Source organism: Paenibacillus sp. FSL E2-0201, from assembly GCF_037963325.1.
Taxonomy (GTDB): domain Bacteria; phylum Bacillota; class Bacilli; order Paenibacillales; family Paenibacillaceae; genus Paenibacillus_AQ.
This window is the reverse complement of the sequence record NZ_CP150154.1, coordinates 1695802-1721973: the sequence shown is the minus strand read 5'-3', so window position 1 is coordinate 1721973 and position 26172 is coordinate 1695802. Positions and strand designations below refer to the sequence as shown.

Annotated in this window: 19 protein-coding genes and 1 pseudogene; 7 read left to right on the top strand and 13 right to left on the bottom strand. The window is 41.2% G+C overall.

All coding sequences use genetic code 11. The annotated features are described in order from the left end of the window. Positions 1 to 173 precede the first annotated feature (173 nt). The 9 genes from NSU15_RS07665 to NSU15_RS07625 all read right to left on the bottom strand — a co-directional run bounded on the left by NSU15_RS07665 (position 174) and on the right by NSU15_RS07625 (position 13583). Positions 174 to 1358 (bottom strand): ATP-binding protein, encoded by a 1185-nt coding sequence (locus NSU15_RS07665; RefSeq protein WP_076119352.1) that lies wholly within the window; start codon positions 1356 to 1358, stop codon positions 174 to 176. 474 nt (positions 1359 to 1832) lie between these two features. Next, positions 1833 to 2222, bottom strand: a complete 390-nt coding sequence (locus NSU15_RS07660) for a hypothetical protein (protein WP_212567870.1) — start codon at positions 2220 to 2222, stop codon at positions 1833 to 1835. 224 nt (positions 2223 to 2446) lie between these two features. Further along, a complete protein-coding gene (locus NSU15_RS07655) occupies positions 2447 to 3451 on the bottom strand; it encodes an ROK family protein (RefSeq protein WP_076119350.1) in 1005 nt (334 codons plus the stop codon). A gap of 249 nt (positions 3452 to 3700) precedes the next feature. Next, a complete protein-coding gene (locus NSU15_RS07650) occupies positions 3701 to 7468 on the bottom strand; it encodes a GH32 C-terminal domain-containing protein (protein WP_339289800.1) in 3768 nt (1255 codons plus the stop codon). Positions 7469 to 7591: 123 nt separating this feature from the next. Continuing rightward, on the bottom strand, positions 7592 to 8485 hold the full coding sequence (locus tag NSU15_RS07645; RefSeq protein WP_042125294.1) for an ROK family protein: 894 nt from the start codon (positions 8483 to 8485) through the stop codon (positions 7592 to 7594). Between the two features lie 21 nt (positions 8486 to 8506). Continuing rightward, complete coding sequence (locus NSU15_RS07640; protein WP_339289799.1) at positions 8507 to 9988, bottom strand: glycoside hydrolase family 32 protein; 1482 nt, start codon at positions 9986 to 9988, stop codon at positions 8507 to 8509. 130 nt (positions 9989 to 10118) lie between these two features. Then, on the bottom strand, positions 10119 to 11729 hold the full coding sequence (locus tag NSU15_RS07635; protein ID WP_042125289.1) for an ABC transporter substrate-binding protein: 1611 nt from the start codon (positions 11727 to 11729) through the stop codon (positions 10119 to 10121). 61 nt (positions 11730 to 11790) lie between these two features. Beyond that, positions 11791 to 12672 (bottom strand): carbohydrate ABC transporter permease, encoded by an 882-nt coding sequence (locus NSU15_RS07630; RefSeq protein WP_042125286.1) that lies wholly within the window; start codon positions 12670 to 12672, stop codon positions 11791 to 11793. Positions 12673 to 12689: 17 nt separating this feature from the next. Continuing rightward, positions 12690 to 13583: an ABC transporter permease subunit gene (locus tag NSU15_RS07625; protein WP_081389848.1), complete on the bottom strand. Its 894-nt coding sequence runs from the start codon at positions 13581 to 13583 to the stop codon at positions 12690 to 12692. Between the two features lie 492 nt (positions 13584 to 14075). Between NSU15_RS07625 and NSU15_RS07620 the strand changes: the two genes are divergently transcribed. Next, complete coding sequence (locus tag NSU15_RS07620) at positions 14076 to 15113, top strand: LacI family DNA-binding transcriptional regulator (RefSeq protein WP_339289798.1); 1038 nt, start codon at positions 14076 to 14078, stop codon at positions 15111 to 15113. A gap of 157 nt (positions 15114 to 15270) precedes the next feature. On the opposite strand, the gene NSU15_RS07615 is transcribed toward NSU15_RS07620, so the two are convergent. Continuing rightward, positions 15271 to 16320 (bottom strand): NAD(P)-dependent alcohol dehydrogenase, encoded by a 1050-nt coding sequence (locus NSU15_RS07615; RefSeq protein ID WP_339289797.1) that lies wholly within the window; start codon positions 16318 to 16320, stop codon positions 15271 to 15273. Positions 16321 to 16440: 120 nt separating this feature from the next. Here NSU15_RS07615 and NSU15_RS07610 point away from each other — a divergent pair, with 120 nt between their 5' ends. The 5 genes from NSU15_RS07610 to NSU15_RS07590 all read left to right on the top strand — a co-directional run bounded on the left by NSU15_RS07610 (position 16441) and on the right by NSU15_RS07590 (position 21611). Beyond that, positions 16441 to 16842, top strand: a complete 402-nt coding sequence (locus tag NSU15_RS07610) for a MerR family transcriptional regulator (protein ID WP_339291279.1) — start codon at positions 16441 to 16443, stop codon at positions 16840 to 16842. A gap of 588 nt (positions 16843 to 17430) precedes the next feature. Continuing rightward, positions 17431 to 18864 (top strand): spore germination protein, encoded by a 1434-nt coding sequence (locus NSU15_RS07605; protein WP_339289796.1) that lies wholly within the window; start codon positions 17431 to 17433, stop codon positions 18862 to 18864. Next, positions 18840 to 19976: a GerAB/ArcD/ProY family transporter gene (locus NSU15_RS07600; protein WP_231574066.1), complete on the top strand. Its 1137-nt coding sequence runs from the start codon at positions 18840 to 18842 to the stop codon at positions 19974 to 19976. The genes NSU15_RS07605 and NSU15_RS07600 overlap by 25 nt, the downstream gene beginning before the upstream one ends. A 2-nt stretch (positions 19977 to 19978) precedes the next feature. Further along, positions 19979 to 21064, top strand: a complete 1086-nt coding sequence (locus tag NSU15_RS07595) for a Ger(x)C family spore germination C-terminal domain-containing protein (RefSeq protein WP_076119330.1) — start codon at positions 19979 to 19981, stop codon at positions 21062 to 21064. A gap of 265 nt (positions 21065 to 21329) precedes the next feature. Continuing rightward, positions 21330 to 21611, top strand: a complete 282-nt coding sequence (locus NSU15_RS07590) for a hypothetical protein (protein ID WP_042125271.1) — start codon at positions 21330 to 21332, stop codon at positions 21609 to 21611. Between the two features lie 143 nt (positions 21612 to 21754). Here the strand turns inward: NSU15_RS07590 and NSU15_RS07585 are convergent, their stop codons facing one another. From NSU15_RS07585 to NSU15_RS07575, 3 genes and pseudogenes are all read right to left on the bottom strand, one after another. Beyond that, a complete protein-coding gene (locus tag NSU15_RS07585; RefSeq protein ID WP_156114744.1) occupies positions 21755 to 22018 on the bottom strand; it encodes a hypothetical protein in 264 nt (87 codons plus the stop codon). Positions 22019 to 22212: 194 nt separating this feature from the next. Beyond that, positions 22213 to 22296: pseudogene (locus tag NSU15_RS07580) on the bottom strand (RNA polymerase subunit sigma-70); the annotation flags it as partial. A gap of 21 nt (positions 22297 to 22317) precedes the next feature. After that, complete coding sequence (locus tag NSU15_RS07575) at positions 22318 to 22464, bottom strand: hypothetical protein (protein ID WP_339289795.1); 147 nt, start codon at positions 22462 to 22464, stop codon at positions 22318 to 22320. A 507-nt stretch (positions 22465 to 22971) separates the two neighbouring features. Here NSU15_RS07575 and NSU15_RS07570 point away from each other — a divergent pair. Beyond that, the gene (locus NSU15_RS07570) at positions 22972 to 26124 is read left to right on the top strand and encodes an amidase family protein (RefSeq protein ID WP_339289794.1); all 3153 of its coding nucleotides are present in this window, start codon (positions 22972 to 22974) and stop codon (positions 26122 to 26124) included. Positions 26125 to 26172: the final 48 nt, after the last annotated feature.

The window sequence follows — 26172 nt, the reverse complement described above, 5'->3', positions numbered from 1 at the left end:
TCTTCCGAAGCAGCGATACTGCGTATCGCTTGGGGCATCTTTTTCAGCATGAAAAATAGTAAACAAGCCTGATGAGCTTCTGTACCAGGCTTGTTTATTTTTGCTGTATCAGCTCTCCGAAACTGATGATCCATTTATCATCCTTCATTCAATCATTCAAATTATTCGTAGCCTCAAATGTGATAATCATTTACCCAAGGCAAAATAACCATCACGCTAGTACCTACCTGAACTTCTGAATGTACCTTGATTTGCCCCCCATACATTTCTATTAATTGTTTACAAATTGACAATCCAATTCCTGTCCCTTTTTGCTTGGTTGTAAAGAAAGGGTCAAATATTCGATTTAATTTATCCTGTTGAATTCCTTCTCCATTGTCTTTAAAAACAAGTATAATTTCGTTAGTCTCAGTAACGGTGCTAACTGTAATGTCTATTCTGCCTCTAAACGCTGTGAATGAATCAATACTATTTTTTAAAATATTCAGGATTACCTGCTCTAGTTGAGAGGCGTTTCCATACGTTAGTACTTTCTCTAGAGAATACTCCACAGAAAGAATAATATCATCACTAAGTATGAGTTGATTTACGATGTTATTAACTCTATGTATAACCTCGATAATGTTAAATACTACGCCGTTATTCTGCGCACTATCACCTTTTCGAGCCAGCACCAGGAAGTCCGTTACTAATCCATTCAGAGCATCAATCTCTTTGATGGTTATATCCAAATAAGCACGCAATTCATCCGCCTTGATCTCCGGTTCATATAGCCTGTTATTTACAAGCTGGGCAAACCCTTTAATCGAAGCAAGCGGATTCCGTATTTCATGTGCCATACCAGCTGCCATTTGTCCCATAACAGCAATTTTTTGTTCATGCAAATTGTCAATCTGTTGATTTTTATTAGATAAATACCCCTTTGCAAAGCCAGCAAAACGTGTCCAGTTGCATTCCATTAAACGATTATATAAAATCAATCGAATCGTAGAATCATCTTCCATCTCTTCAATGATCTTAAACATAACATTCTGAGCGATTAAGTTTAAATCCTTGCTCATCTCCAGTAAGATATCAAAATGATCACCGAATATTTCTGCAGTATAAATCCCTTGCTCAAACCCCTCTTTTTCTAGTAGGTTTAGGTATTGGTCGTAATCAAATGAATCCAAGAACAATGCTTCTACCATACTCATTAATATCGTACTGAATGTTGAATCTAACAATTCATTATGCGTCTCGACAAACCAGGCGGATTCAATATTTTTTTTCATATTCATAGAATGAAAATGCCTGTTTAGAATAATTGGAACAGCTAGGGTTAATGACGAACGCAATTCATTTTCACTATATGACATTTTGATCCTCCTTCTTTGTTGTTTTGTATTCAATATATATGTATATTTTCCTGCTTTAAAAAAACAGTAAGTTTCTATATTTCACCAAACCAATCGTTTTATTCAATTTTTAATTATAAGCGCTATAAAAAATCCACACCCCAAGCTATTCCGCCTGTAACGGAATGGTTTGGGGTGTGGATTACTTGTATGATAAATCTATATAACCAAGGGGGAGCTTGTTAGCCCCTACTTACCTTCAAAAGGCTAACCTTCCTCATTCTAGTATAACTATGCAATTGAAACGATATAGTCTATGTACTATCAAAAAAGCATTTGATCTAGGATCAAATGCTTTTTACGTTGCTCCTTGATTATTCAAACAGATCATTCACGGAACGAATAGGCTTCACATCCATCGATTCCTTCGATGCGGCTAGATTCAAATACACTCCTACCCAGATGATTGCGCATAAAATGATATAAACCATCTCTTTATCCCCTCCCTTCCGTGGGTTTTATCAGCAATCTATTAATCGTCTCTGTACTCAAAAACATCAATGTTAGTAGGGCGAACACAACAAAGGGGAATAGATCTATGCTTGTGCGTACAGCTAAAAATCCGAACAATGATAAGGACGAATACAGCGGTAATAAAAGTATTACACCACCTACAATGATTACCAACTGACCGTAACGGATAAGAAAGCGGTTATGAACCTTTAATGCGATGAATCCAGTGGTTAACCTGCCAACTGTGATGCCACCGTAGTACAAGGAAATCCAAAGTGCAGCCGTATCAGCCGTGACATCTCTTGTACTGACCAGGTAACTAGCACCCCAGAGCCCGACAATCGTTTCTATCCCGCAAATGATTCGTTGCACGCGTAAAGAAATACATTCATATACTTAATAAATATACTTTATAAAGTCTATGTATGAAGTATGCGATATAAGCATTTCTTTGTCAAGCAACCCATTCACTGATCTGGAGCTGTATCATTAGTGTGCAGTGCATATCAGCAATTGGATCAATACTCTTATTGATCACCTAAAAAAAAGAGGCTTGTCCCATAAGTCATTCATCTAATGACTTATGGGACAACCTCTTAATGGAGCTCGACCAAATCAGGCTCCAATGACTTCAATGTCAACCAGCGCAGGCCGGCCTCGAAATCTTCTTGAAATGTATCTTGCATAACAATCTGTGGATAAATGGGCATTGGATGTCGAAGCTGATAAGCTTCCCAAGCAGATGTCCAGATTTCTAATTCCACCTTATCCTGATATATTACAATTTTGTCCGGAGCAAGAACAGCATTCAGGGTTTGGATAATCCGGCAGGTAGTATCGATGAACGTGTCCTTGCCCATCTCGAGACTCCAGTCAGGCATGTCAGGCAGGAATTTTATTTCCCCTGACATGCCCTGATTACCTTTAAGGATCTTTCCATTCAGGTAGATACCCATGCCAGGTGGGTACCTGTTTGGAAAGTAAAGACCAAGCAAGTACTGTTTCTCTTCCCCTCCCTGGTTCATGCAATATCCGCTGATAGCTGCATTAACGTCATTTTCAACCAAGATAGGCAACTCAAATTGTTGCTCAATCTCTTGAATCATCCGTGAGCCAGTCAGCTCATAGTGGCTGCTGACTTTAATTTCGCCGTTGACAACCTGTCCCGGAATGCCTATGCCAATAACCTTGATAGAAGGATACAAGGCTATAGAGTATTCAATAATATCACAAAAAAATTGTCTTTCGAAGACTGGAATAATATGTTCATCCTTCGCCAGAATCTCGTTCTCCAAATTCACAACGGTGGCTGAAATCAGTACCTGTCCCTCTTTATCCTTCAGATAAATAACCAGCCCGAGGCTGAAGTTGTAATTGTAGCGATAAGTTTGTGCTGGCCTACCGCCATTTGATGGTACAGTCAAGTCTTCGAACAGCTCACCTAACTCGTGCAGCTCCTTGACTAATGAGTTTACTGTTACGACGCTCAGTTTGGTCAGTGCTGCCAGCTGGGGCTTGGTGGCTGTATTTATACGTTTCATCACTTGACGAACGTTGTTAAGATTAATTTCCTTCATTAAGTTGGCGTTTGCTGTTCTCATAAGCCCCCCTGCTCGATGAACGTATGGATCAATTCATCAGGTATTCCTTTTAAGTATGATTGTACCTTAATGTCGTCTAGTTTTCATCTTCGTATCTTAATACGATAGTGTAAAATATTAAATCTTGGGGTCCATCAAACTGAATGCAAAGAATTGAACCTGGCTCGGATTAACAATAAGGACCTTTAATTATAAAGAAGAAGAGCCGCCAATCTTAGCAGCTCTTCCATTACTTCTATCTTCCTCATGTTAATTCGTAACTACCCATTTTTGTCGATCAAGGGTAGGATCAAGCTCTTTTAGAAGCAGCGTCATTCCATCCGTCGAAATTTCCAGCGCTTTCTTATGATGAGCAGAAATAATACTTATTGTACCATCATCATTCTTGTGAAGAATCCAACGCTGATTGTTATATCCGAGATAATGATACAACTGAATTTTATTTTGTCCTGTGTCTAGATCAAGTGCCTGACCGGATGTTGTACGAATGGAATAGGAGCCTTCCTCGTCTCCTGTCGGCACAAATACCCAATTCTGATCAGTAGCAACATTTGCATCCTTCAAGGTAATAGCTTCACCAATTGCAAGATTTGCTGTATAGATGGAGTTCTGTAGTTCTGCATTTACAAGACTGGATGTGCTCAGGTTAGCAGGCGCTTCTTCGCTCACGATTACGTTTTGATATGAAGCATATCCGCCAAATACATTTAACCCAAAGTGGCCTTCTGCAAATGTACCATCCTGCAGGTCTATCACTTTCTGCCCGTCCACATAAATTATAATATGCGGGCCATTCGCCTCAATTTTCAATTTATAGGTTTGACCCGGCTGAATGAACGTCGGAACTTTCGCCAGAACCTGGCGATCTTCAAAACGACCGTCGATTTTATAGAACAAACGTATGGACTTCATATTCGGGTCCAGATTTAGATAGTATCCACTACGTCCATCTTCGCTGGCACGGAACAACATAGCGCCTGCTCCTCCTGATTTACCAAGCATCATATCTGCTTCATAAATAAAGTTTCCTGCCCGTTTCCCTGCGATATAATTTGCATCACTTGAGTAATTTCCCCGTATTCCATTTTCACTAACGACCCAGGATGCCGCCGATATATCTTTAGTCCACCCACTTAAGTTCGTATGAAAATCACCACCGAATACCTTAACTAATACGCTGGCTGATGTCTTTCCATTTGGAGTAGAGACGGTAATGATAGACTCGCCTTCTTTTTTGGCTACAATTGTTGCTTGTGATGGATCTACCACATTTAGTCCAACCACATCTTTGTTACTGGAATTCCATTTCAGCGGCTGTTCCCCATTACCTGGACCATTCTCTACCATCGCCAGGAGTGTGTCGCTTTGCCCCTTGCTCAGTTCACGATCACTTGTATCCATCATTATCTTGGTAGCTGAGCCCGTCTCCTGATTCCATACAGAGCCTAACTGATTAACTGCTAGAGATACGACTTTTACATTGCCTCCTTTGGTGTAAAAGCTCAAAGCTCTGCTGGCTGGATCCGGAAAAATGACGTCAGAGACTACGACTGTACCGTTATTACCAAAAACCTCAACTGAAGACTCGTCTACAAGGATACGCATCTTGATTCGCTTGTTCTCTGCTTGCATAGGCGCTTCATGCTTTGTGCTAAAAAGGCTAGAAAAATCAGTTACTCCAGAAGCAGAGCGATCTACGATCATTGTGCCCTCGCCCGGTTTGTATGCCACAACAGTCTTCTGATTCGCACTCTCTCGAACGTTAAACCCGAACTCATTAACCTGACTACCTGCAGGTATTTCTACTTCAGCTTCAATCTCGTATGCACCAGATGTAACGCCTTTCAGTAGGTTCTGAGAGGAAGGACTCACCACTTTATTAGCAGTAGAATACAGCTGAATACGCAGCGATTCCAATTCCTTGATCGGCCTTTGAGCGAGCTGAAGCCCATCTTTAGTCGTTACTAATGAAACCTCTCTTGGGACTGACAGTACGCCCTTCCAATTGGTAGTTGGGAAAGCAAACGGATAGTCCCAATTTGTCATCCATGCCATCATTACGCTGCGATGATCTGGCATGTTAGAAAAAGACATTGATGCGTAAAATTCTTTTCCAAAATCTGTTCGCAATACTTTCCCTGCCGGATTATCATTAACGAATTTACCTTCCGCTGTTAAATGACCCACAAAATATTCAGCATCTGATCCGCCTGTTTTTGAATTCGCTCCTGTACTAATCATCAGAACCCATTTCTTCTGTGATGTTCCGTCTACCGAAAGTTGAAGCAAATCTGGACATTCCCATACACCGCCGCGAACATAATCCCCGTATCCCCAACTATCTGTCAGGGTCCAATCAAGTAGATTCGTTGAAGTAAAGAAACGAATATGATCTCCACCGGATACAACCATGACCCACCTGTTATTGTCGTTATCACGAATCACTTTCGGATCACGGAAATCCCAACCTCCGGGCTCCCCTCCATTATCGCCTGGATTCTCGATAACCATTGGACGCGCCTTGGAATATTCCCAAGTACGACCTTGGTCCTTGCTGTATGCAAGACCGATACGCTGATTCCCATTCGGGCCATCGGGATTATAGGAAGTGTAGTAGGCAATTAGCCCCTTACCTCCTGAATCCCCGAACAAGCCTGATGCATTCGTCAAATCTGCCACAGCCGATCCAGACCAGACATGTCCATGATCATTCCACGGCAGCGCAATCGGAAGCCGCTTCCAGTTCAGCATATCTTTACTGACAGAATGTGCCCATGTGCCTCCGTCCTGATGGAATAGATGATATTCTCCTTCGAAGTAGACCAGTCCATTCGGATCACTTGCAGAACCATGAATTGGCGTATAGTGATATTGAGGACGATATTTTTCATTATAATAACTGCTAGCATCCGTCACATAGGTATCCTGGAAGTAAGCCGTTCCTTGTTTAACGACGATTCCTGCATATCCATCGGTGTAGGTTTTATCTGTTAGATAGATTGCAGCCGGGGTGTATCCGTCTAGGAAGACCTGAATTCTGTTTCCATTTGCCTTTATCTCTACATGATGTTTTGCTCCCGTCTGACTTGGATAGGTATGCTGTGAACTTGCAATGGTTGTTCCGTTAGCTTTCGTCAAGCTTACACGGACCTGATTTCCTTCCTTCGTAAGGACAGCTTCATATCCCTTTGATCCATCAGCCGATGAACGAAAGGCGAGCGCTGCAACAGAATCAGGACGAAGAGATATATTACCTTCATATACAAAATCAGCAGCTTGTTTGTTATATATTTGCAGTGACTTACTCTGGTTTGCTACCATTCCTTTTTTGCCGCTGATATTAGGCTGCCATTGTCCTTGATTTGTAACCACAGCACCAAGATTTCCTTTCAGATCACTTACGATTATGTTTTGGAACAAAACAGAACCATCCCATACATTGAGTCCTAGCCTACCTGTACGATACGCGTTATCCTGAACCTCAATCACAGGTTTATATGCATTGTCCCAATATATTTTCAGCGATGAACCCTCTGCTTTCACCTTGAGATGATAGATTTCGCCTGCCTTGACTGTAACTTTTCGCTCCACTTTTAATTTCCCTTCACTACCACTTGCGTCTTGTAAACGAATCATACCTGCATTCGGTACGATTTGGAGCATGTAGGAACCCCAGCCATCTTCATTAGAACGGAACAATAAGGTCGCGTCAGCTTTCATATCCATGATCATGACGTCAGCTTCATAGATAAAATCCTCTGACACCGTTTCGGAGATTGCCATTACATTTTCTTTTGGATCGGAAGTCAGTAAGATTCCTTCAGGAGTATCCACCAAGTTACCTTTTCCTTTTATTTGCCAACCTGTCAAATTCGTTTTTGCATTGGTTACGCTTTCAAAAATAGAAAGTCCCTCCTTAGCTCGTTTGCTTACCTCCTGTTCAGCGAGCGCAGCCCATCCAGTCCCTGGATTTGCTACATAAATGCCTGCTGAAGTCATTACAAGTCCTATTGCCATAAGAAAGCATATTGCGAATTTTCCTTTATTTTTCATCTTCTTTGCCCTCATTTTCTATCATTAATATTGAAAAACAAGAAGGAGGCCAATTCATTACTGCACTGACCTCCTCTATATATTCTTTTACAATTGAGCAGAAATCTGACTTTCCAGTGCTGTGAGTCCAAGAGCCAGAGCACCGCATAATCCCGCCTGTTGGCCTAACCCTGGTGGAACGATATACTCATCTATGTGTTCCAAAATAGTACTTGAGCTGACATAGCCGTTCAGGTTCTGAAGCACAGCCTGACGGATCAGTGGAAACAATTGTGACTGCTGCATAACACCACCACCCAGAATGATTTTCTGAGGAGAGTTAAGCAATATAGCACCCGTAATCGACTGTGCAATATAAAATGCTTCCATTTCCCATGCAAGATGATCCATAGGAAGTTCATGGCCCTTCTTCCCCCACCTTGCTTCAATAGCAGGACCTGCCGCCATCCCTTCTAGGCAGTCCCCATGATAGGGACATCCCCCTGGGAATACATCGTCAGGATGGCGTCTCGTAAGAACATGACCCCCTTCAGGATGCACAAGACCATGAATGAGTTTACCTTCTGAATACACTCCCACACCAACACCCGTGCCAACTGTATAGTACAAACAGCTGGATAACCCTTGGGCAGCGCCCCATTTGGCTTCACCAAATGCCGCTGCATTGACATCCGTGTCCCATCCAAAAGGAACCGAAAAGTTTCTTTTCAAAGTGCCCAGCATATCGTAATTTCCCCACCCTGGCTTTGGTGTTGTAGTAACGTAACCATACGTTGGGCTGTCTGGGCGTATATCGATCGGACCGAACGATCCAATTCCGATAGCTTCTACTTGCTTACCTTGAAAATATTGAATAACTTTGGGCAACGTCACCTCAGGATGTTCTGTTGGGAAACTAATCTGATCTTCAATTTCCCCATTTTCATTCCCAATGCCACATATAAACTTCGTCCCGCCAGCTTCAATCGCTCCTATACGCATATACACGACTCCTCTCGATGACTAATTCTTGTCTTGCTCAGCAGAGGGAGTAAGCTCATAGATATCCAGGGAAATCAGCAAGTCATTCTCATTATCTGCAAACACAGCTATACCTTTAGATTCTAGTCCAGGGAATATAAGATCCGTAATCACTGCCTGACCACCATTACTGAACGCCTCAACTGAAGAGCGATCCACATAAATACGGAGATCATTTGACTCATCAAGCGCTTCGAGCTTGGCTGAATGATGTCCTACGAAATGTTCGTGGAAATCATGCTGACCTGAAGCCATCCGATCTACATAAAGCTCCTCTGTCTCACCGTTAATACCGATTATTGTTTGACTATCCGCACCTACTCTTACTTTGAAGCCTACAGATTTACCTCGAGTGAACTCAGCTATAATCTCATAAGATTCCAAGTGAATCTCCTTAAGAAGAGTATTGATTTCTTGCACCGTTGCCTCTTTCACAGAAAGGACTTGTACACGAGCAGATTCCAACTCTTGTACCGGCTTCTGCACAAGAAAGATCTCCCCTTGTCTTGATTCGAGTTGAAGCTCCCTTGCAATCGTCATCGCGCCGCGGAATTCTTCTGCCGGCGTCTTGTTAGCATACATCCAGTTGCTCATCCAGCCGATAAATAGTCGTCTTCCATCTTCAGCCGGTATATCAGACCAGCTTACACCTGCATAATTATCTCTTCCATAATCAATCCAGCGAACTTTTATCGAATCTTCATCTGGCGTGAACACTTCTCCATCAAAATCCCCTGTGAAATACTGAGTTCTTGACCCTTCCACAAAAGCAGGATCCGCACCGATGCTCACAAGCATCACCCATTTCGTGTTCGAATGATCGCCATCAATAGCAAGTGGGAACAAGTCTGGGCATTCCCATACCCCGTCATGAGAACCGATTCCGTTACCAAATTCGCTGGCATATGTCCAGTTAATTAGATCAGGAGAATGATATAAACACACCGTTTGACCACAAGCTACAATCATCACCCATTGATTCGTATCTTGATTCCAAAATACTTTGGGGTCACGGAAATCAATGAATGTATCATGTTCAAGTACCGGGTTTCCTTCATATTTCGTCCAGGTTCTTCCTTTATCTTTACTGTAGGCCAAGCTTTGACGCTGAATGGCTGGCTTGCCTTCAGGCATATCCAAATGATGCGTAAAAATCGCTACTAAACCTGGTTTACCTTCAAAAAATCCAGTCGTATTATTCCAATCAACTACAGCACTGCCGGAAAAAATCATACCTAATTCATCTGGAGCGAGAGCGATAGGCAGTTCCTCCCATGTAACAAGATCCTTGCTAACCGCATGGCCCCAGTGCATAGCTCCCATGGTCATTCCACCCGGATGGTGCTGAAAGAACAAATGATATTCACCCTCAAAATAAACCATTCCGTTTGGATCGTTCATCCACTTTTCCTTTGGGGAAAAATGATACACACCTCGGTAATTTTGTTTCGCAATCGTAGACATTATTGTTTTCTCCTTTACTCCCGTAATAAGATCTTAGCTCTAAGATCATCTCTCTTTATATAGATGAAGGTCGTGTATAGCAGTGTAACTGCATGGAACACGGCCTTCACCCCACAATATTAATCATTTGTTATTGGGTTGCTCTATCATATCCGCCTTGTTTAATTTGAAGCCATTCTTGCAAGCCCAGACGATCCAATTCTTTCAGGTATTCATCCCATTGCGCTTCGACTTTACCGTTTTGGTACCATTCCGTGCGCATTCTAAGCACGTAGGCAAAAAGATCCGTTTCAATTGTCGTAAGGCGATCAAGCTCTTGAATAGAGTGGAATACACTTGGCATTACGTTTTCTGCTTTCATATTTGGCGCCATGATATTCTTGATAATGTCCATTCTGCTTTTGGCATCATCCGGCATGGTTGTGTATTTTCCATAATAGGAATCAAGGATAGCTAAGGGACCACCCACACTTGTTTTCTCACGTAGTTCTACAGGAGCTGCACCCTCCAATGGCAAATGTTTCAGCATTCCTTTTTCTTTATCAAATTCGAAAATATTCTGCTGCTTATCATCTCCATACGTCCCCCAGTTGTTCTGTACAGATTGAATCGGATCGAAGAGTTGATCAACCCACTTCGCTGTCGTTTCCAAGTTCTTATTGGCGCTTGTGACAACCATCTTCCCTCTTCCCAAACCAAGCGCGTTCGTTCTTGTTACGTTAACTTCTCCATCAGGTCCAGCAAGTGGAGGCATAACTTCGTAGCTGTCATTATCTCCGGTGATGTTTGCCTTATCCCATGAGAAGTAAAGTCCGTATTTCTGATCCTTTCCTTTTGCAAGGTAAGTACTCCAGTCTTGCGTGTAGGCTTCAATATCAATGAGTCCTTCTTTATACAGCTCGTTAATAAAAGAAACTGCTTCCTTGTAATCTTCTTGTGCCGCCGTAAATATCACTTTCCCATCATTGCTCACAACCGCATGGTCAGGGTTCTCACCCAATCCAAACGAAGCAAATAGGAATGCCAGATCTTCTGCTCCCGGCTTGTTAATAAAGGACAATGGAATTTCGTCAGCCTTACCGTTGCCATTTGGGTCTTTTGTCTTGAATGCAATTAATACTTCCTTTAATTCTTCTGTTGTTTTAGGCATATCAAGGCCAAGCTTCTTAAGCCATTCCACATTGATCCAAGGCATACTATCTACCGCCTGGATTCTTTCTTTACCGCTACCCAGCTCTTCAATCCATGGAAACGCATAAATATTACCATCTGGTGCCGTAATCATAGACTTATATTCCGTTGCTTCTTCCAGCACCTTTTTGAAGTTTGGCATATTATTCTCGATGAGATCATTCAGCGGGACGATGGCACCATCTTTAGCAAGCTTGAGCAGCTCATAGTCACTGTAGTCCGCATTAAAAATAGCATCAGGAAGATCACCACTTGCCACAGCCAAGTTTCTTTTTTCAACAAATACGTCTTTAGTAAAATTCTTCCAATTAATATGAACATTCGTCTTTTCTTCAAGACGTTTATTAATCAGTTTTTCATTTGGATCAGTTGGGGCAAGTGGAGAGCTTTGCGTAATAAAGTTCAAAGTTACTTTACCGCTGGCGTCCTGTTCTTTACTAGCTGCACTTCCCCCTCCTCCTCCACCGCATGCACTAAGGAACATAAGTGAAGCAAGTACAGTTACAGAAGCTGCTTTCGTCGAAACTCTTGATTTCTTAATTCTTTTCATAGGGTATGACCTCCAAATTAGATATGAATGAATTAATCTTTATCTATGTGCAGCCTGTTTCCTACTTAAGGGAACCGACCATAACACCTTTTTCAAAGTACTTCTGGAAGAACGGATACATAACAATGAGTGGCAAACTGGAAACAACAATGGCAGCATACTTGATGATTTCAGACAATCGCTTCATTTCCGCCATGGCGAGTTGGTCGCTGATCATGCCCGGATCTACCTGATTCTGGATCAAGATGGAACGCAACACGAGCTGCAGTGGATGAAGATTCGGATTATCTAAATAGATCATAGCGTCAAAGTAGGAATTCCACTGGCCAACAAAGGCATAAAGAGCGAGCACAAAAACAATCGGTTTGGAGAGCGGTAATACGACACTGAAGAAAATCCGCATCTCCGAAGCTCCGTCTACATTAGCGGCTTCCTTCATTTCATTCGGAACTCCTTTGAAGAAAGTTCTAGAGAGAATGATGTTCCAAACATTGACCGCCCCTGGAATGATCACCGCCCATACTGTATCAAGCAGACCAAGGTTCTTAACGAGTAGATATGTAGGTATGAGTCCACCCCCAAAGAACATGGTGATAATAAACAAGGTCATGAAAAACCCTTTTCCTTTGAGCCTGTCATCGGACAGTGCGTAACCGGCACAGATTGAGACGAGAACGGTAATCATAGCAAATGAAACAGAGTATAAAACAGAGTTTCCAAAACCTCGGATCATGGCCGGATTAGAAAGAATTTTCTTATACCCTTCTAATGACCAGTCCGAAAGATTGAATGATAATCCTTTACTGAGCAGCACAGATGGATCCATAAAAGAAGCAATCACTACATAAATCAAAGGAAGTACGATGATAAGTACAGCCAGTGTCAGGAAGATCGCGTTCAGCACGACGATAAAGCGATCTAATCCGGAATGTTTAATAGGCATAGCTTGTTGCTCCTTTCTTAGTAAAGACCGTCACCCTCATTCAGTTTCTTCACGGTGAAGTTAACTGTGAGGAGCAAGACGATGTTGATGATAGAGTTAAACAATCCTACTGCGGCTGAATAGGCATAATCGCCCGACTGCAAACCAATTTTATAAACGTAAGTCGGAATGATTTCTGAGGTTGGCAAGTTCATCGCCGTTTGCATGAGGTAGGCTTTCTCGAAGCCAATTGACATAATCCCACCAGCTGCAAGGATAAATACGATAGCCATAATTGGACGAATGGTTGGCAGATCGATATGGCGTATTCTTTGTAGAAGATTAGCGCCGTCGAGATTGGCTGCATTATGTAACTCAGGATCGACATTAGCAAGCGCTGCTACATAAATAATGGATGCCCAACCGGCTCCGGTCCAAATATCGGATAAAATGTAGATCGAACGGAAGTACTCAGGACGAGACATAAACATAATTGGTTCACCGGTAAGCCAGGTAAAAAACTGGTTAATCGGTCCCGTTGGGGACAAGAAGATAAACAACATCCCGACCACAACGACAACAGAAATAAAGTTAGGTGCATACAAGAACAATTGAATGTTCTTTTTGACGCCTGCACGGCGAATTTGATTCAACATCAAGGCAAGAAGAATCGGAATTGGAAAACTCAGAATTAATCCGAAGAAACTTAATTTAAGCGTATTCATAAAGATCACTTCGAAATTGGGGGAAGAAAGGAATTTCTCGAAGTTGTACAAACCTACCCATTCACTCCCCATAATACCTTTGATTGGGCTGAAATCTTTAAAGGCGATAATCGCACCATACATAGGACCGTATTTAAAAATTAGGGTCAGAATAACAGCTGGTGCGAGCAAAATATAAAGAAAGTAGTGCTTCTTTAGATAATCCATTAAGGAACTCTTATGTCGCGTCACCGTTATTCCGTGTTCGGCTTCTATTGGGTTATGCAATGCCTTTACCTCCGTTCTTATCAATGTTTACATCTTGATGCAGTAAGGGCTTTCAATCTCAATTATGTCCTGCTGCTTTTACAATTTACCAAACACTTAATCGTTCGTCAATACATTTTGTAAAAATATTTATGTGCATATGACAAATTATTTTGTTCATAAATGGCGTTAATTATTTTACATAATTACAAATACAGCCAATTTAAATAGGATTACATCCTTTAATCTCACCAAATTCTCAATATAATGAAAATATCACTATCTTTTTGCACACTTTATATCAAATAAAACGTAAACTAAATTGTGCATTTGTAAAAATCATGTTGCTATTTTAGGCAAACTAATATACATTAAAGAGAGTTGGAATAATGGAAAATAGTACACGATTTGTGGCGGATATCAAGAACAAGAATATAGAGGTGAATTACATAGATGGCCAGGGAAAAAGTAACTATACAAGACATCGCAGACGCTTTAGGAATCTCCAGAAATACAGCTTCCAAAGCTTTAAATGGAACGAACGGTATACCCGATGAAACCAGAAACAAAGTAATAAAGAAAGCGATAGAGTTAAAATATAAACAGTTTGCTTTTATGGACACTGAGAGTACTCTATCAAGAAACTCTGGAAACATTGCTTTATTAACAGAAAACTTACCGAACACTTCCCATTTTGGATCGAAACTGATCAGTGGCATGGAAAAAAGAATCAGTGCAGAAGGATATAATTTATCTATGCACATTATAAGAGACGTTGATCAGGAGTCCCTGTCTCTACCAAATAATTTTGATGTCTCCAATGTAGACGGAATTATTTGCATTGAGCTATTCAATTCGGAATATACTAAGCTAATTACAAGTCTAGGTATTCCAACTATTTTCATCGACTGCTCTGCACATGTCTGTTATCCTGAATTCCAAGCAGATGTCCTTCTAATGGAGAACGAACATAGTACCTATCAACTTACTAAAAAGTTAATTGATGGCGGTTACACATCACTGGGGTTCATCGGGGATTATAATCACTGTAGGAGTTTTAATGAAAGATGGGTGGGCTTTAATCGCGCTCTGATAGAATCCGGGATTCAGCTTGATCTCTCGCAATGCATTCTCGATGACGATCGACTATTTTTCTCAAGTCCGGAGTGGGCAGATACTAGACTAAGTCAAATCGATGAGCTGCCTTCTGCTTTCGTGTGTGCTAACGATTATATTGCGGTTTCCTTTATGAAGTCACTAAAAAATAAGCTTTCCATTCCTAACGACATCGTCATTAGTGGTTTTGATAACGGTCCTGAATCAAGCATTGTAGAACCCCATCTCACTACAGTTCATATTTATAGTAATGAGATGGGTGTCAAAGCGGCCGAAATGCTGCTCTCCCGAATTAATGATCCGAAGCAACCCTATCAGGTTTCTCATATTTATACCAAACTCATCATAAGAGAATCTACACCTAATATCAGTTGATGAATTCAAAGAACCCAAGCGATTGAAATTCAATCGCTTGGGTTCTTTATTTTGGTTAGACTTCATAAGACCAGTCTACTCCCTTTATCGGGACGATAGCTCTTTATGGCATTAATCAAGCCAATGCATGATGTGATGTCAACAAAGAGGACGTCTCTTATTCGTTCCCCATTGTGCTAATGTCGATGACAAACCGGTAACGGACATCTGAAGCAAGCACACGCTCCCAGGCTTCATCAATCCGGTCAGCAGAAATGACTTCGATTTCAGATGCAATATTATGTTCAGCGCAGAAATTAAGCATTTCCTGCGTTTCACGGATTCCTCCAATCATCGATCCGGCAAACGAGCGGCGGTGGCCGATCAGCGAGAATACGTTAACTGCCAAGGGGTCAGCAGGCGCACCGACATTGACTAATGTACCATCCAGCGCCAAGAGCGAAAGATAGGCATCGATATTAATCTGCGCGCTTACAGTATTTACGATTAGATCGAACGAGCCGGAAAGCTGTTTAAATGTCTCCGGATCGCTAGTGGCATAATAATGATCTGCCCCTAACTGCAATCCATCTTCCTTCTTCTTTAGTGACTGTGATAAAACAGTAACCTCAGCTCCCATGGCATGAGCAATCTTCACAGCCATATGTCCAAGCCCGCCAAGACCCACTACAGCTACTTTTTTGCCGGGAGCGGCTCCCCAATGACGCAGAGGTGAATAGGTGGTGATCCCTGCACACAGAAGCGGTGCAGCGGCGTCAAGCGGAATACTGTCAGGGATTCGAACCACAAAATCTTCGGTTACGACGATATGGGTGGAATAGCCACCTTGCGTATATTGCCCATACCGGTCGATAGCTCCATAGGTGCCCGTATTTCCACTCAGGCAATATTGTTCCTCACCTTTATGGCAATTACTGCACTCTCCACAAGAGTCAACCATACAACCTACCCCTACCCGATCGCCCACTGAGTACTTTGTGACTCCAGAACCAATCTGGCTGACAATTCCGGCGATCTCATGTCCCGGAACCAGTGGATAGTTGACCGGTCCCCACTCCCCGCGGGCAGTATGAATGTCCGAGTGACAGATGCCAGCGTATTTAATCTCAATAAGAACATCGTGCGGCTGCAGATCTCGGCGTTCGATTGTGGTTAGCTTGAATGGACCTTCCTGACTGAATGTTGCGCGTGCATTAACTTTTATCATAGTGAAACCTCTCTTCTAGATAATATTAAAATCTATAACGTCAGCTTTACAAAACATATGTTATTACTTAAAGTTAACTCTAAGTCAAGCACAAAATATATTTGAGATTGGAGATAGATGATGAAGACATACTCTATAAGTGAAGTGGCAGAGTCCTTTAACATGACACCACATACCCTGCGTTACTATGACAAGGAAGGTCTTTTCCCTTCTATAGATAGAACCTCCGGCGGTAAACGTATATTTAAACAATCCGATATGGATGCTTTAAAAGTAATTGAATGCCTGAAGTCATCCGGGATGCCCATTAAAGAAATAAAACATTTCATTGAGTGGTGCTCTGAGGGGGATTCCACCTTACAGCAAAGATATGACATGTTCCTGGAGCGGAAAGCTTCCGTAGAAGCACAGATGGAAGAATTAAAAAAAACGATGGAAGTCATAGAACATAAATGCTTCTACTACAAGACCGCCTTGGATAGTGGTACGGAAGATGTCCATAAGTATAATGAAATAAAGTAGCAATATATCCTAATTCCGGTATGCAAAATGTAACATTATTGATTGGTATCTTCTTATTAATTGGTACATTCGCAAGTGCAATTTTGATTATAAACAAAAAGAATACACAGAATGGGAATTAATCTACACAAGGTTCATCTATTACCTGTAGACATAACAGTGGCATAGACGACAGAACGAAAAGTGGTAAAACCCAAAAGTTTTCTCCCTACTTATGATAAAGTTCCCCTTATCACTCTAACAGCAAAAATCAAGTGATGCATAAAAATGACCCTGAACTCCACGTCTGTGGTGTCAGGGTCTTCTTCAGTCTGCAGAAATGGTTGGATTATTGAACCTCTTTAAACGTACTCGCAACTTTCATGAACATGTCGCGTTTTTCGTTCATGCCAGTTTGAAGAGTCCAGACTAGCAATTGAGCAAAGTAACCTTCCGTTTCTACAAATGTTACCAGGTAACTAATTTTAATTTTGTCGATTTCTCCATGCCGGTTGTATAATTTTTCGATTGCTGAGCAAGATAATACGACATATTTTGATTACTTTAAGGATGGAGAAGAAGACTATAATGGAACAATACGACCCCCAAATGAAAATTCATCAAATGTCCACATGGCTTGATGAACTAAAACAGAAATTAAACCATATGGATGATGCCGAAATTATTGAGCACAAAATAGGTACCAGTGCCTCAGTTCATCTTTTATACATAAAAACGTTAATCGATCCAGAGCGTTTAAACGAGACGATTATTCAACCACTTCATCGTTCTGCTTGCAATTCGCTTTCTTCATGCATAACCAATGCCAAAGTTTCGGAAGTTCTATCGTTCGAAGATGCTGAGCAAAAAATAATGCAAGGATTTATTCTTCTAAACGATTCAGTCAACGATCAGTGGTTAGGCGTCCAACTAGAAAACCCTCTTGGTCGGGCAGTTGAACCTTCTCAAACGGAAACGGTTATATATGGAGCGAAAGACAGCTTCAGTGAACAAATCGATAAAAACATTACAATGTTGCGCAGACGTTTGCCTATAACGACATTAAAAACGGAAAGCTTTACTATCGGTTCACTGAGTAAAACAAAAGTTGTGTTACTGTACATAGACGGATTAACTAATCCAGAATTTGTTTCCCTTGCAAGAAAGAAAATTGAAAGTGTGGATTTCGATCAATTTTTAGACTCCTCTCAGCTTGCAGCTTTTATTGAAGATCATAACCATACGGTCTTTCCGCAATTTCTACAAACGGATCGGCCGGATGCCTGTGCCTACGCCTTAGGTGAGGGAAAGCTGACGCTATTGGTTTCCAATTCACCGTTCGCCTTAATTGCTCCCATTACTTTTTTCCATCTAATCCAATCGCTGGAAGACTACTTCCTTCGTTGGCCGGTAGCCAGTTTTTTACGTTTAATCCGGTACGGAAGTTTTATTGTTTCTTTGACGATGATTCCTTTTTATGTTGCGTTAACGACATTTCATTACCAAATGATTCCGCTGCCGATTCTTTTCGTATTATTGGAATCGAGAAGCAAATTGCCCTTTACTCCGTTTACGGAAGGACTTTTCATGATCGTAACGCTGGAAATCATCAAAGAAGCAAGTTTGCGAATGCCGACCAAAACCAGTCAAACGTTAGGGGTTATCGGTGGTATCGTCATAGGACAAGCTGCTGTAGAAGCAGGCTTTGCAAGTAAAGTATTGATAGTGTTGATGGGTATATCCGCTATTGCTTTCTTTTTAGTTCCCAATTATCAAGTGACAAAATCCATGGTGCTGTTACAAATTCTTCTTCTTATCCTTGCATCGTTTCTTGGGTTGCCGGGAATCGTGATCGGGCTAATCGGGATTCTTGCACATCTCCATGCGTTAACGTCATTAGGTCAACCTTATTTAGCACCGATCGCTCCATTTTATGGAAAGGATTGGAATGACCTCTTTATCCGCGGACCTTTAATTTGGATGAAAACGCGTCCGAACTATCTAAAACCACTACGGAAATGGCGACAGGAGATGAAGAAGTGAAGAGTTTATCCTTATATAATCGAACTTCCACCCTTGGCGGTATCTATTTCCTTCTCTTAGTCAATCGCATGCAAATGCATTATTTTATTTTAATCATGCCGGTTTATTTAGTTCATCCGTATATGGTTTGGGGAATTGTCGCAATGGGGCTACTGTCCCACCTTAATTTGATGATGATGTCCAAATGGTTTACTTCCAGTTATGCAGCGAAAGGCTATCAAGGATTTTTACAGCTTTTCGGGAAAAGGACGGTTCAAGTTTTCGCAATACTTGGATTTTTGCTAATATTATTAAAAATTTCAATCATCACACTGGGATACGTTGAAATGCTTCATAATTTTATTTTTCCATCTATGGATAAAAGATGGCTGATCTTAATCATTCTTTTGATCAGCTTATATGTGGCTTCACATGGAATGGAGAATACATTGCGTTTTGTCGTCATCGCCTTTCTTTGCGGGGCTTGGATCTCAGTCATGTTTATTCCTTTTTTCTTTCAACCGGATGCAAATTACCACGATTTGTATCCTCTCATACCCACCGAATGGTCAGGACAATCATGGCAAGGTTTGTTGTTTATTTGGTCGGCATTTTCCGGTCCGGTATATTTGGTTTTTATGGTTCCATGGTTAAGCTCCAATAAAAAAATATCGAAATATCTGGTCATTGGAAACATGCTATCGATCATGGAATATTTATTATTGTTCGTTGCTTCGGTATTATTTTACGGTTCGTATTACTTACGCAAGATCGATTTTCCGATAGGATATATGGGAAGCTACATTCAAACGAGCGGTTTAGAACGAATCGATTACATCCTTATCTCTTTCCATATGTTTAATTATGTGTTTGACATATCAATTCTTCTGTTATGTTTTTATGGAGCCGGAAGAATCTTTATGAGAAAAATGAAAGAACGCACGACTCGGATTGGATTTTGGTCGAGCTGGCTCGTCATTTTGATAAGCATCATCTTAATGGATCAATGGTTATGGCAAACGGTTCCGGGTCAAAATATGTTACTGAACATTCAAATCTGGATCAGCTCATGCATTTATTTACTTATTCCTACGATCCTTTTCACTGCAGTTAAACGAAAGGAGCGTATGTAGGCATGGTACCATATAAGCACTATGGTTTATTGGCGATTGTAAGCCTTATGTGGATGGCCGGCTGTTCTTCTCCATATGTCGAGAACAATAAGATCGAAGAGATTGCTCCGGTAGTTTTCTGGTCGGTTGACAAGGGGACGGAAGGAAAGTTAAAAATCAGCACTTTAGTACCACCGCTCATCCAAGAAAAAAAACGTCTTCTCTCCAAGGAAGTCAACCTGTTAAAGCAGGGAGACCAGAAGTTTAATTTAATTTATTATCGGGAATTGAAACAGGGGCAGCTGCGAATGTTATTAATTAATGAAGAGCTGGCAAAAAAAGGAGGTATTGAAAAGCTGATCAATACGATACTGGTTGATCCCGATATTTCAATGCGTGTCTATTTGTTGATTATCAGAGGCGATTTTGATGAATACATAAAAAATCAATTGACGAAGCAAGAAAACCAAGATTATTTTCTTTATCGGATGTTAAAGCATTACGAGGAGCATAATCAAGGTGAAATGAGCATCGTCAATATTCATACATTTATGAAGAAAGTATATTCCCCTTTTAAGGATCCCATCCTGCCGGTTTTTCATTCGGATAAGAACAATTTCAATTACGTAGGAACAGCCATCTTCCAAAACGATAAAGAAGTAATGGTCATTCAGGACGTGGACGATAATATTTTCCAACTTCTGGATAACGATCATTTCCTAAAAGTCTTGGCCATTCCAAAGTTATCTATCAGTTTAGGACGTATTCGATCCAATGTTGGCGTGAAACTATCGCGGGATTATTCATCCTTGTCTTTACATGTGAGATTGAACGCAAGAATAGAAGAATACCAGGGAGAAATGAATATTCAAAGTCAGGAACAATTGGAACATTTAATTCATGAGGTTGAGGTCTACCTTGAGGAACAGACGTCAGATTTATTAAAAAGAATGCAACGGTGGAAAGTAGATCCCTTAGAGGTCGGAACCCATTCGCTTAAGCCGTTTTCTAAACAAATAACGGAAGAGCAATGGTTGAAATATTGGGAAAATATGAAAATTAATGTTGACTACGAGATCAAAGTACATCCTTTAAATTGGAGCGGTTGAAGTGAGGTAGCGTCAAGAAGTTTGTGTAAGCTAGGGAAAGTAATTCTTTAGACTGTATGGGTGGTATGGGTGGTATGGGTGGTATGGGTTGTAGGGTGTTCTTTGGAGTGAATTCAATAGGCATCGTAAATCACCATCAAAGTCGGTGGACAAATGCAACGGTAGAAGGTCGATACATCGCATTAAAGCCTTACGGAGGACGTCGGGTGTGCAGTTCAAACTCTGTCAAGGCGCGTAAAACCAATCTAGAGCAAAGGCTCATAGAATGTACTTCCGACCCGATTCCGTCGAAACTGGTGCAGCGGTTGCTGGGCCAATCCCACTCGCTGCTGCTCTCTTCTCCCCGGAGACGCAAAAGGCTCTTTTCCAGAGCGTCATCAAGCAAATTCATTTCAGTATCGCGAAGGACATGCGAAGCATTGAACTGGAATTCAACCCGCAGGTGCGACAGCATTTTTTTAAACTGACCCCTTCTGCCAAAACGGCGGAAGGGGCTTTTGCTGTAATTCGGCAAAAGTCCCCGTCGAGGTACATCATTATTCTGTAGTAAAAATTAACTCGCAGGAGCCGGTTTACGCACCATTCCAACCAAAGCTTGCTTTACGTTCTTGAAACCAGCTTCCTTTAGCGCCAATATATTGAGGCAAGCAGTGACACCTGCACCACAATAAACGATGATTTCTTGGTCCGCTAGGAGAGCCCTCCTCCCAATAATAATGGATCGCACCGGGGATATGACCAGCCTTGGTGTACTTGCTTGTATCCTTGCCCGTTTAGCGCTCTGGTACCCGCAAGTCGATTAGCACCCTGCCGGCTTGACCGATTCCATTCTTTACCTCGCGCATTGCAGCCAGCAGGCTCTTCTATCCCCTCCGTCTGGCTAGTGTTGTTCCCCCATTCATCATAGCTATACTCATTTACTGTTGTTCCACACTTATTAACCATCTGCATCACGTCTCAGTGCCCTTATACAGCTAATAATCTGTACTTGCGGTCTTGTCCCTTTTTACCAGCACTCTATCGTGCCACTTACTGACTTAACAAAAAAAGCAACTCCCTTGTTGGCAAGTCGCTTTTAAAACACTCTATTCTGAATCTCTATTAATATCAAAATCATCCTCTAAATCTCACCGCTTCGCCTTATAAAACTAATGATAAAGCTTCATCAGCGCCCTCTTCTCTATCCGTGAGATACCCAACTCCTTAGCAATCTCCCTCTGCGCACGCTCTTCATCCCACTTATTTCGGATACACTACCTGGCTATTCTTATGGCTTCTTTCCCAGCAAATACTTTACTCTTTTCAAAATGCCTATTATTGATCTTGCGGACTATTGCATCTGAAATCATCAGTGATTCTACTTTATGCCATGTTCCTACATAGAAATCTTCCACTTTCATGAAATGAAAAAATTATATTCTCCGTTAATTTTAGCTGTTCTTTTTCTATACCGGGAGTGCATTTCATTTTGGGCAGGATGGCGTGCTGCTCCTGCATCGCAGATAACCAATGACTCTGTTCTTCCGTAAGTTTTGTTGGTTGTGAGTAGATGGATCCATCTCTAGATCTGTCAGCTCTTGAGTTCGGTAGGCTTGCCAAATAAATACTGATCATTTGATTTCGTCAAATTCACATAGAAATCTAGTGAAATTCATGCTTTTTAATGATGTAGTGGATGATGAAGCTCTATGTCCTATGAACACCTCCAAAAACATATCATTTAACGTTATATATTTAATATAATAATTAACATCAATATTACACAAAAACAATAAAAAGAGTCTTTTTTTCTTTTTTTAATCTCAAAATATATTAAATTAATAATATTTATTGACTGATATAGTTAGTAGTGTTATATTACCTAACATTAAATAATAACATACATAAAGGAAAAGGAGATTACGCACATGAATAAGTTCAAACGTCTACGTGAAACTAAAAGAGACCATTCTGGTTCCACCCGATCTGAATATTCACCAGCAAAAAAAAATTGGAGTAAAAAGCAATTTATAGCTACTTCAATTGTGTTATCTGTTATTGCTACGAGTGTAATTCCGTTCCAAACAGCTGACGCTTTAACTCGAGTTACTTCAGAAAGTGGCACAGTATGGGAGATTCACGATGTTTTTGCTCCTAGCTTAGACACAGGAAGTTTACGTACAGTTGGTGCTACACAAGTACAAGGTTTCGGCAATATCTTTGTTAAAGTGTCCTCGCCTTCAGCTCCACTGATGAATGGTCAAATGATGCGTGGGTTTGACTTGAAATACGATGGCGTTAATAAGTTTACTTCGGCGCAATCTGTAAATCTAGGAAATGTAACTGTAACACGTGAGGTGTATGTGGATACTATTCATAATCGAACGAGATTCTTTGATACATTCACTAATAAAAATGATGCCGCTATAAAAGTTGATGTATCATTCGGTGGTTCTTTAGGATATGGTACAACAACAAATGCTTCAGTAGTTAAGGCAACCTACTCAGGCGATTTAAAGGTAACTACAGATGATTCATGGATTGTTGTAGATAGCAGTGCCAGAAACAATAAGCCGCTAGGCGTTGCAGTGGGATCTCCAAAACCGTTTGATAATGGATTAACAGGTCTAGGGAATCAGCAACAGGATCCATTCACAGTACCCTTAGCTGAGTATGGTAATGAAGCGAATTTCTATGGGTTCATTAATTCACTAAATATTGGGCCGGGCGAATCGAAGTCCCTAGTAAACTATGTACAAGTTGGAGAAGCTGGTGAAGAAGGGTTGAAGAATCTGGTTGCTATGCTAGATGGACTTAATAGTCTGCTGGATGTATCAGGATTAACAAACGCACAAATTCGTTCAATTAGCAACTGGGATATATCTGCTATAGAGGGACTTGATACTGGAGATCATCTGGATATTCCTAATGCTCCTGCGGCCAAAGAATTAATAACTTCATCGCCGTATGATGTTAAGAATAAATCAATTGCAGAAATGCAGAAGGATATGATTAATGGTAAAACTACTTCTGTACAAATTACTCAAGCCTATTTAGATAGAATTAAGGTATACGATGAGGGACAATTGGGATTCCATGCATTCCTGCATGTATCTGAAACTGCGCTTAACCAAGCAAAAGCTGCTGACGATGCCCGTGCACAAGGTGTAAAAGGTGATTTATTGGGTATTCCAATTGCGATAAAAGATATTTATGACACAAAGGATATGCCTACTACAGGTGGCAGTAAAGCTCTTGAAGGCTGGCAGCCTGATTCCGATGCATTCCAAGTGAAAAAGCTGCGGGAAGCTGGAGCTGTAATTATTGGTAAAGTAAATACTTCTGAGTTTGCTAACAGCGGAAGCTTTAGTGAGAGCGGCTGGCAGCAAACATGGAATGCACTCTATCCATCAAAAACATCTTTTGGCTCAAGCGGCGGGTCTGCAGTATCTGTTGCGGCTGATTTTGCAGCAGCAGCAATGGGATCGCAAACAGGGGTATCTCTCTATGCACCAACTACAGGCGCTAGCTTAAAAAGCTTCCGGGGTACAGACGGTATGGCCAGTACTTCAGGTGTACTGCCACTCACTTGGGGACAAGATTATGCAGGTCCCATTGCTAAAACAGTAACTGACCTAGCCATTATATTGAATGCTACAACGGGTACGGACCCACAGGATATTTTTACAGTCACTGCCGATGCAGATCATAAGCGTCCAGTGGATTGGAAGGAATCTCTGGATGCTAATGCATTAAAAGGAAAGAAAATCGGATATATTCCTGCATCCTTTGTATCTGCATATGCTGATGATGATACTGGACGGGCTGTGATGGATAAGTTCTCAGAGCTTCAAGCAGCGGGTGCGACAATGGTTGAAATGTCAGCTGTACCATCAGGCCCTAGTCGTCCTTCAGGTATTAATGGATCTACTGAAGGTTGGGCACGTTATATTGAGCTTCATAAGGACTTCCCTTATATTGATGGAGCAAGTGTACTAGCTTCAGATAAGGTGCTTATCTATAATCAAAGAGGATATAGTGCCCCAACTCGTATGACTGAACAGGCTGTACAAGATTATATTAAGTATAGAACTGACTATAAGGAAGTTATTAAAAGCTGGATGGACGCGAATGGCGTTGATGCTGTTGTTTATGCAGGTTTTATTAGTGACGTATATAACAATGACGCATCAGCTTCTCAATTAAGTTCTGACCGTAACACGGGCGTATTAACCTCTAATGTGGGTCTCCCTACGGTAGTTGTTCCTGTAGGAACGAACGACAGCGGATATTCTATCTCTGTGCAATTAGTTGGTAGAGCATGGGACGATGCAAAAATTTTAGGCATGAGCTACGCTCTTGAACAACAAAGTCAAGCTAGACTACTTACAACATTTGCTCCAGCACTTCAATATGTTTCAAACTCTACTAATCCTGATCCAAACACAGATAATGGACCAACCAATCCAAATACTGGAGGAAGTACACCTCCAGCAATAACAACGCCTATAGAAACAACTGCACCTGCAGAAACAATAACACCAGCAGATAAGCCGAAAGTTGTTAGTTTTGTAGATACAATGAATCATTGGGCAAAAGCAAGCATCGACGCGCTTATTGCTAAGGGATTATTGACGGGTTATTCCGATGGAACATTCCGTCCAAATTCAGGTTTGACTCGTGCCGAAGCAATTAAAGTAATTGCAACTTACATGGGACTTGAAGGACAAGAAAGTAACTTTATAGATGTATCTCCAACTCATTGGGCGAATAAGTTTATTGGTGCAGCTGCTGGATCAGGCTTGATGAACGGATATAGTGACGGAAGATTCCGTCCAGATGAGAAGATTAGTCGTGGTGAATTAGCGGCACTAATCACTCGAGCTTTTAAGCTAACAGGTACTGGAAACACATCATTCAAAGATGTTACAAGAAATGCATGGTATTATGATTCCATTGATGCACTCGCATCCAATAATATTATTACAGGATACGCAGACAGTACATTTAAGCCTGAGAAAGATATTACTAGAGCAGAGTTTGCAGCAATTGTTTCCAGATTACTAGGAACTATTAATTAAAAGAAATTCAATTAAAGCTTTACGAGTTGTCTTGAGTGATCTATCTAG

What these genes read in the sequence shown, in the direction of transcription:
- NSU15_RS07665 (WP_076119352.1), bottom strand. Translation starts at nt 1,358, where the DNA reads ATGTCATATAGTGAAAATGAATTGCGTTCGTCATTAACCCTAGCTGTT.
- NSU15_RS07655 (WP_076119350.1), bottom strand. Translation starts at nt 3,451, where the DNA reads ATGAGAACAGCAAACGCCAACTTAATGAAGGAAATTAATCTTAACAAC.
- NSU15_RS07650 (WP_339289800.1), bottom strand. Translation starts at nt 7,468, where the DNA reads ATGGCAATAGGACTTGTAATGACTTCAGCAGGCATTTATGTAGCAAAT.
- NSU15_RS07645 (WP_042125294.1), bottom strand. Translation starts at nt 8,485, where the DNA reads ATGCGTATAGGAGCGATTGAAGCTGGCGGGACGAAGTTTATATGTGGC.
- NSU15_RS07640 (WP_339289799.1), bottom strand. Translation starts at nt 9,988, where the DNA reads ATGTCTACGATTGCGAAACAAAATTACCGAGGTGTGTATCATTTTTCC.
- NSU15_RS07635 (WP_042125289.1), bottom strand. Translation starts at nt 11,729, where the DNA reads ATGAAAAGAATTAAGAAATCAAGAGTTTCGACGAAAGCAGCTTCTGTA.
- NSU15_RS07630 (WP_042125286.1), bottom strand. Translation starts at nt 12,672, where the DNA reads ATGCCTATTAAACATTCCGGATTAGATCGCTTTATCGTCGTGCTGAAC.
- NSU15_RS07625 (WP_081389848.1), bottom strand. Translation starts at nt 13,583, where the DNA reads ATGGATTATCTAAAGAAGCACTACTTTCTTTATATTTTGCTCGCACCA.
- NSU15_RS07620 (WP_339289798.1), top strand. Translation starts at nt 14,076, where the DNA reads ATGGCCAGGGAAAAAGTAACTATACAAGACATCGCAGACGCTTTAGGA.
- NSU15_RS07615 (WP_339289797.1), bottom strand. Translation starts at nt 16,320, where the DNA reads ATGATAAAAGTTAATGCACGCGCAACATTCAGTCAGGAAGGTCCATTC.
- NSU15_RS07610 (WP_339291279.1), top strand. Translation starts at nt 16,441, where the DNA reads ATGAAGACATACTCTATAAGTGAAGTGGCAGAGTCCTTTAACATGACA.
- NSU15_RS07605 (WP_339289796.1), top strand. Translation starts at nt 17,431, where the DNA reads ATGAAAATTCATCAAATGTCCACATGGCTTGATGAACTAAAACAGAAA.
- NSU15_RS07600 (WP_231574066.1), top strand. Translation starts at nt 18,840, where the DNA reads ATGGCGACAGGAGATGAAGAAGTGAAGAGTTTATCCTTATATAATCGA.
- NSU15_RS07595 (WP_076119330.1), top strand. Translation starts at nt 19,979, where the DNA reads ATGGTACCATATAAGCACTATGGTTTATTGGCGATTGTAAGCCTTATG.
- NSU15_RS07590 (WP_042125271.1), top strand. Translation starts at nt 21,330, where the DNA reads ATGTACTTCCGACCCGATTCCGTCGAAACTGGTGCAGCGGTTGCTGGG.
- NSU15_RS07575 (WP_339289795.1), bottom strand. Translation starts at nt 22,464, where the DNA reads ATGAAAGTGGAAGATTTCTATGTAGGAACATGGCATAAAGTAGAATCA.
- NSU15_RS07570 (WP_339289794.1), top strand. Translation starts at nt 22,972, where the DNA reads ATGAATAAGTTCAAACGTCTACGTGAAACTAAAAGAGACCATTCTGGT.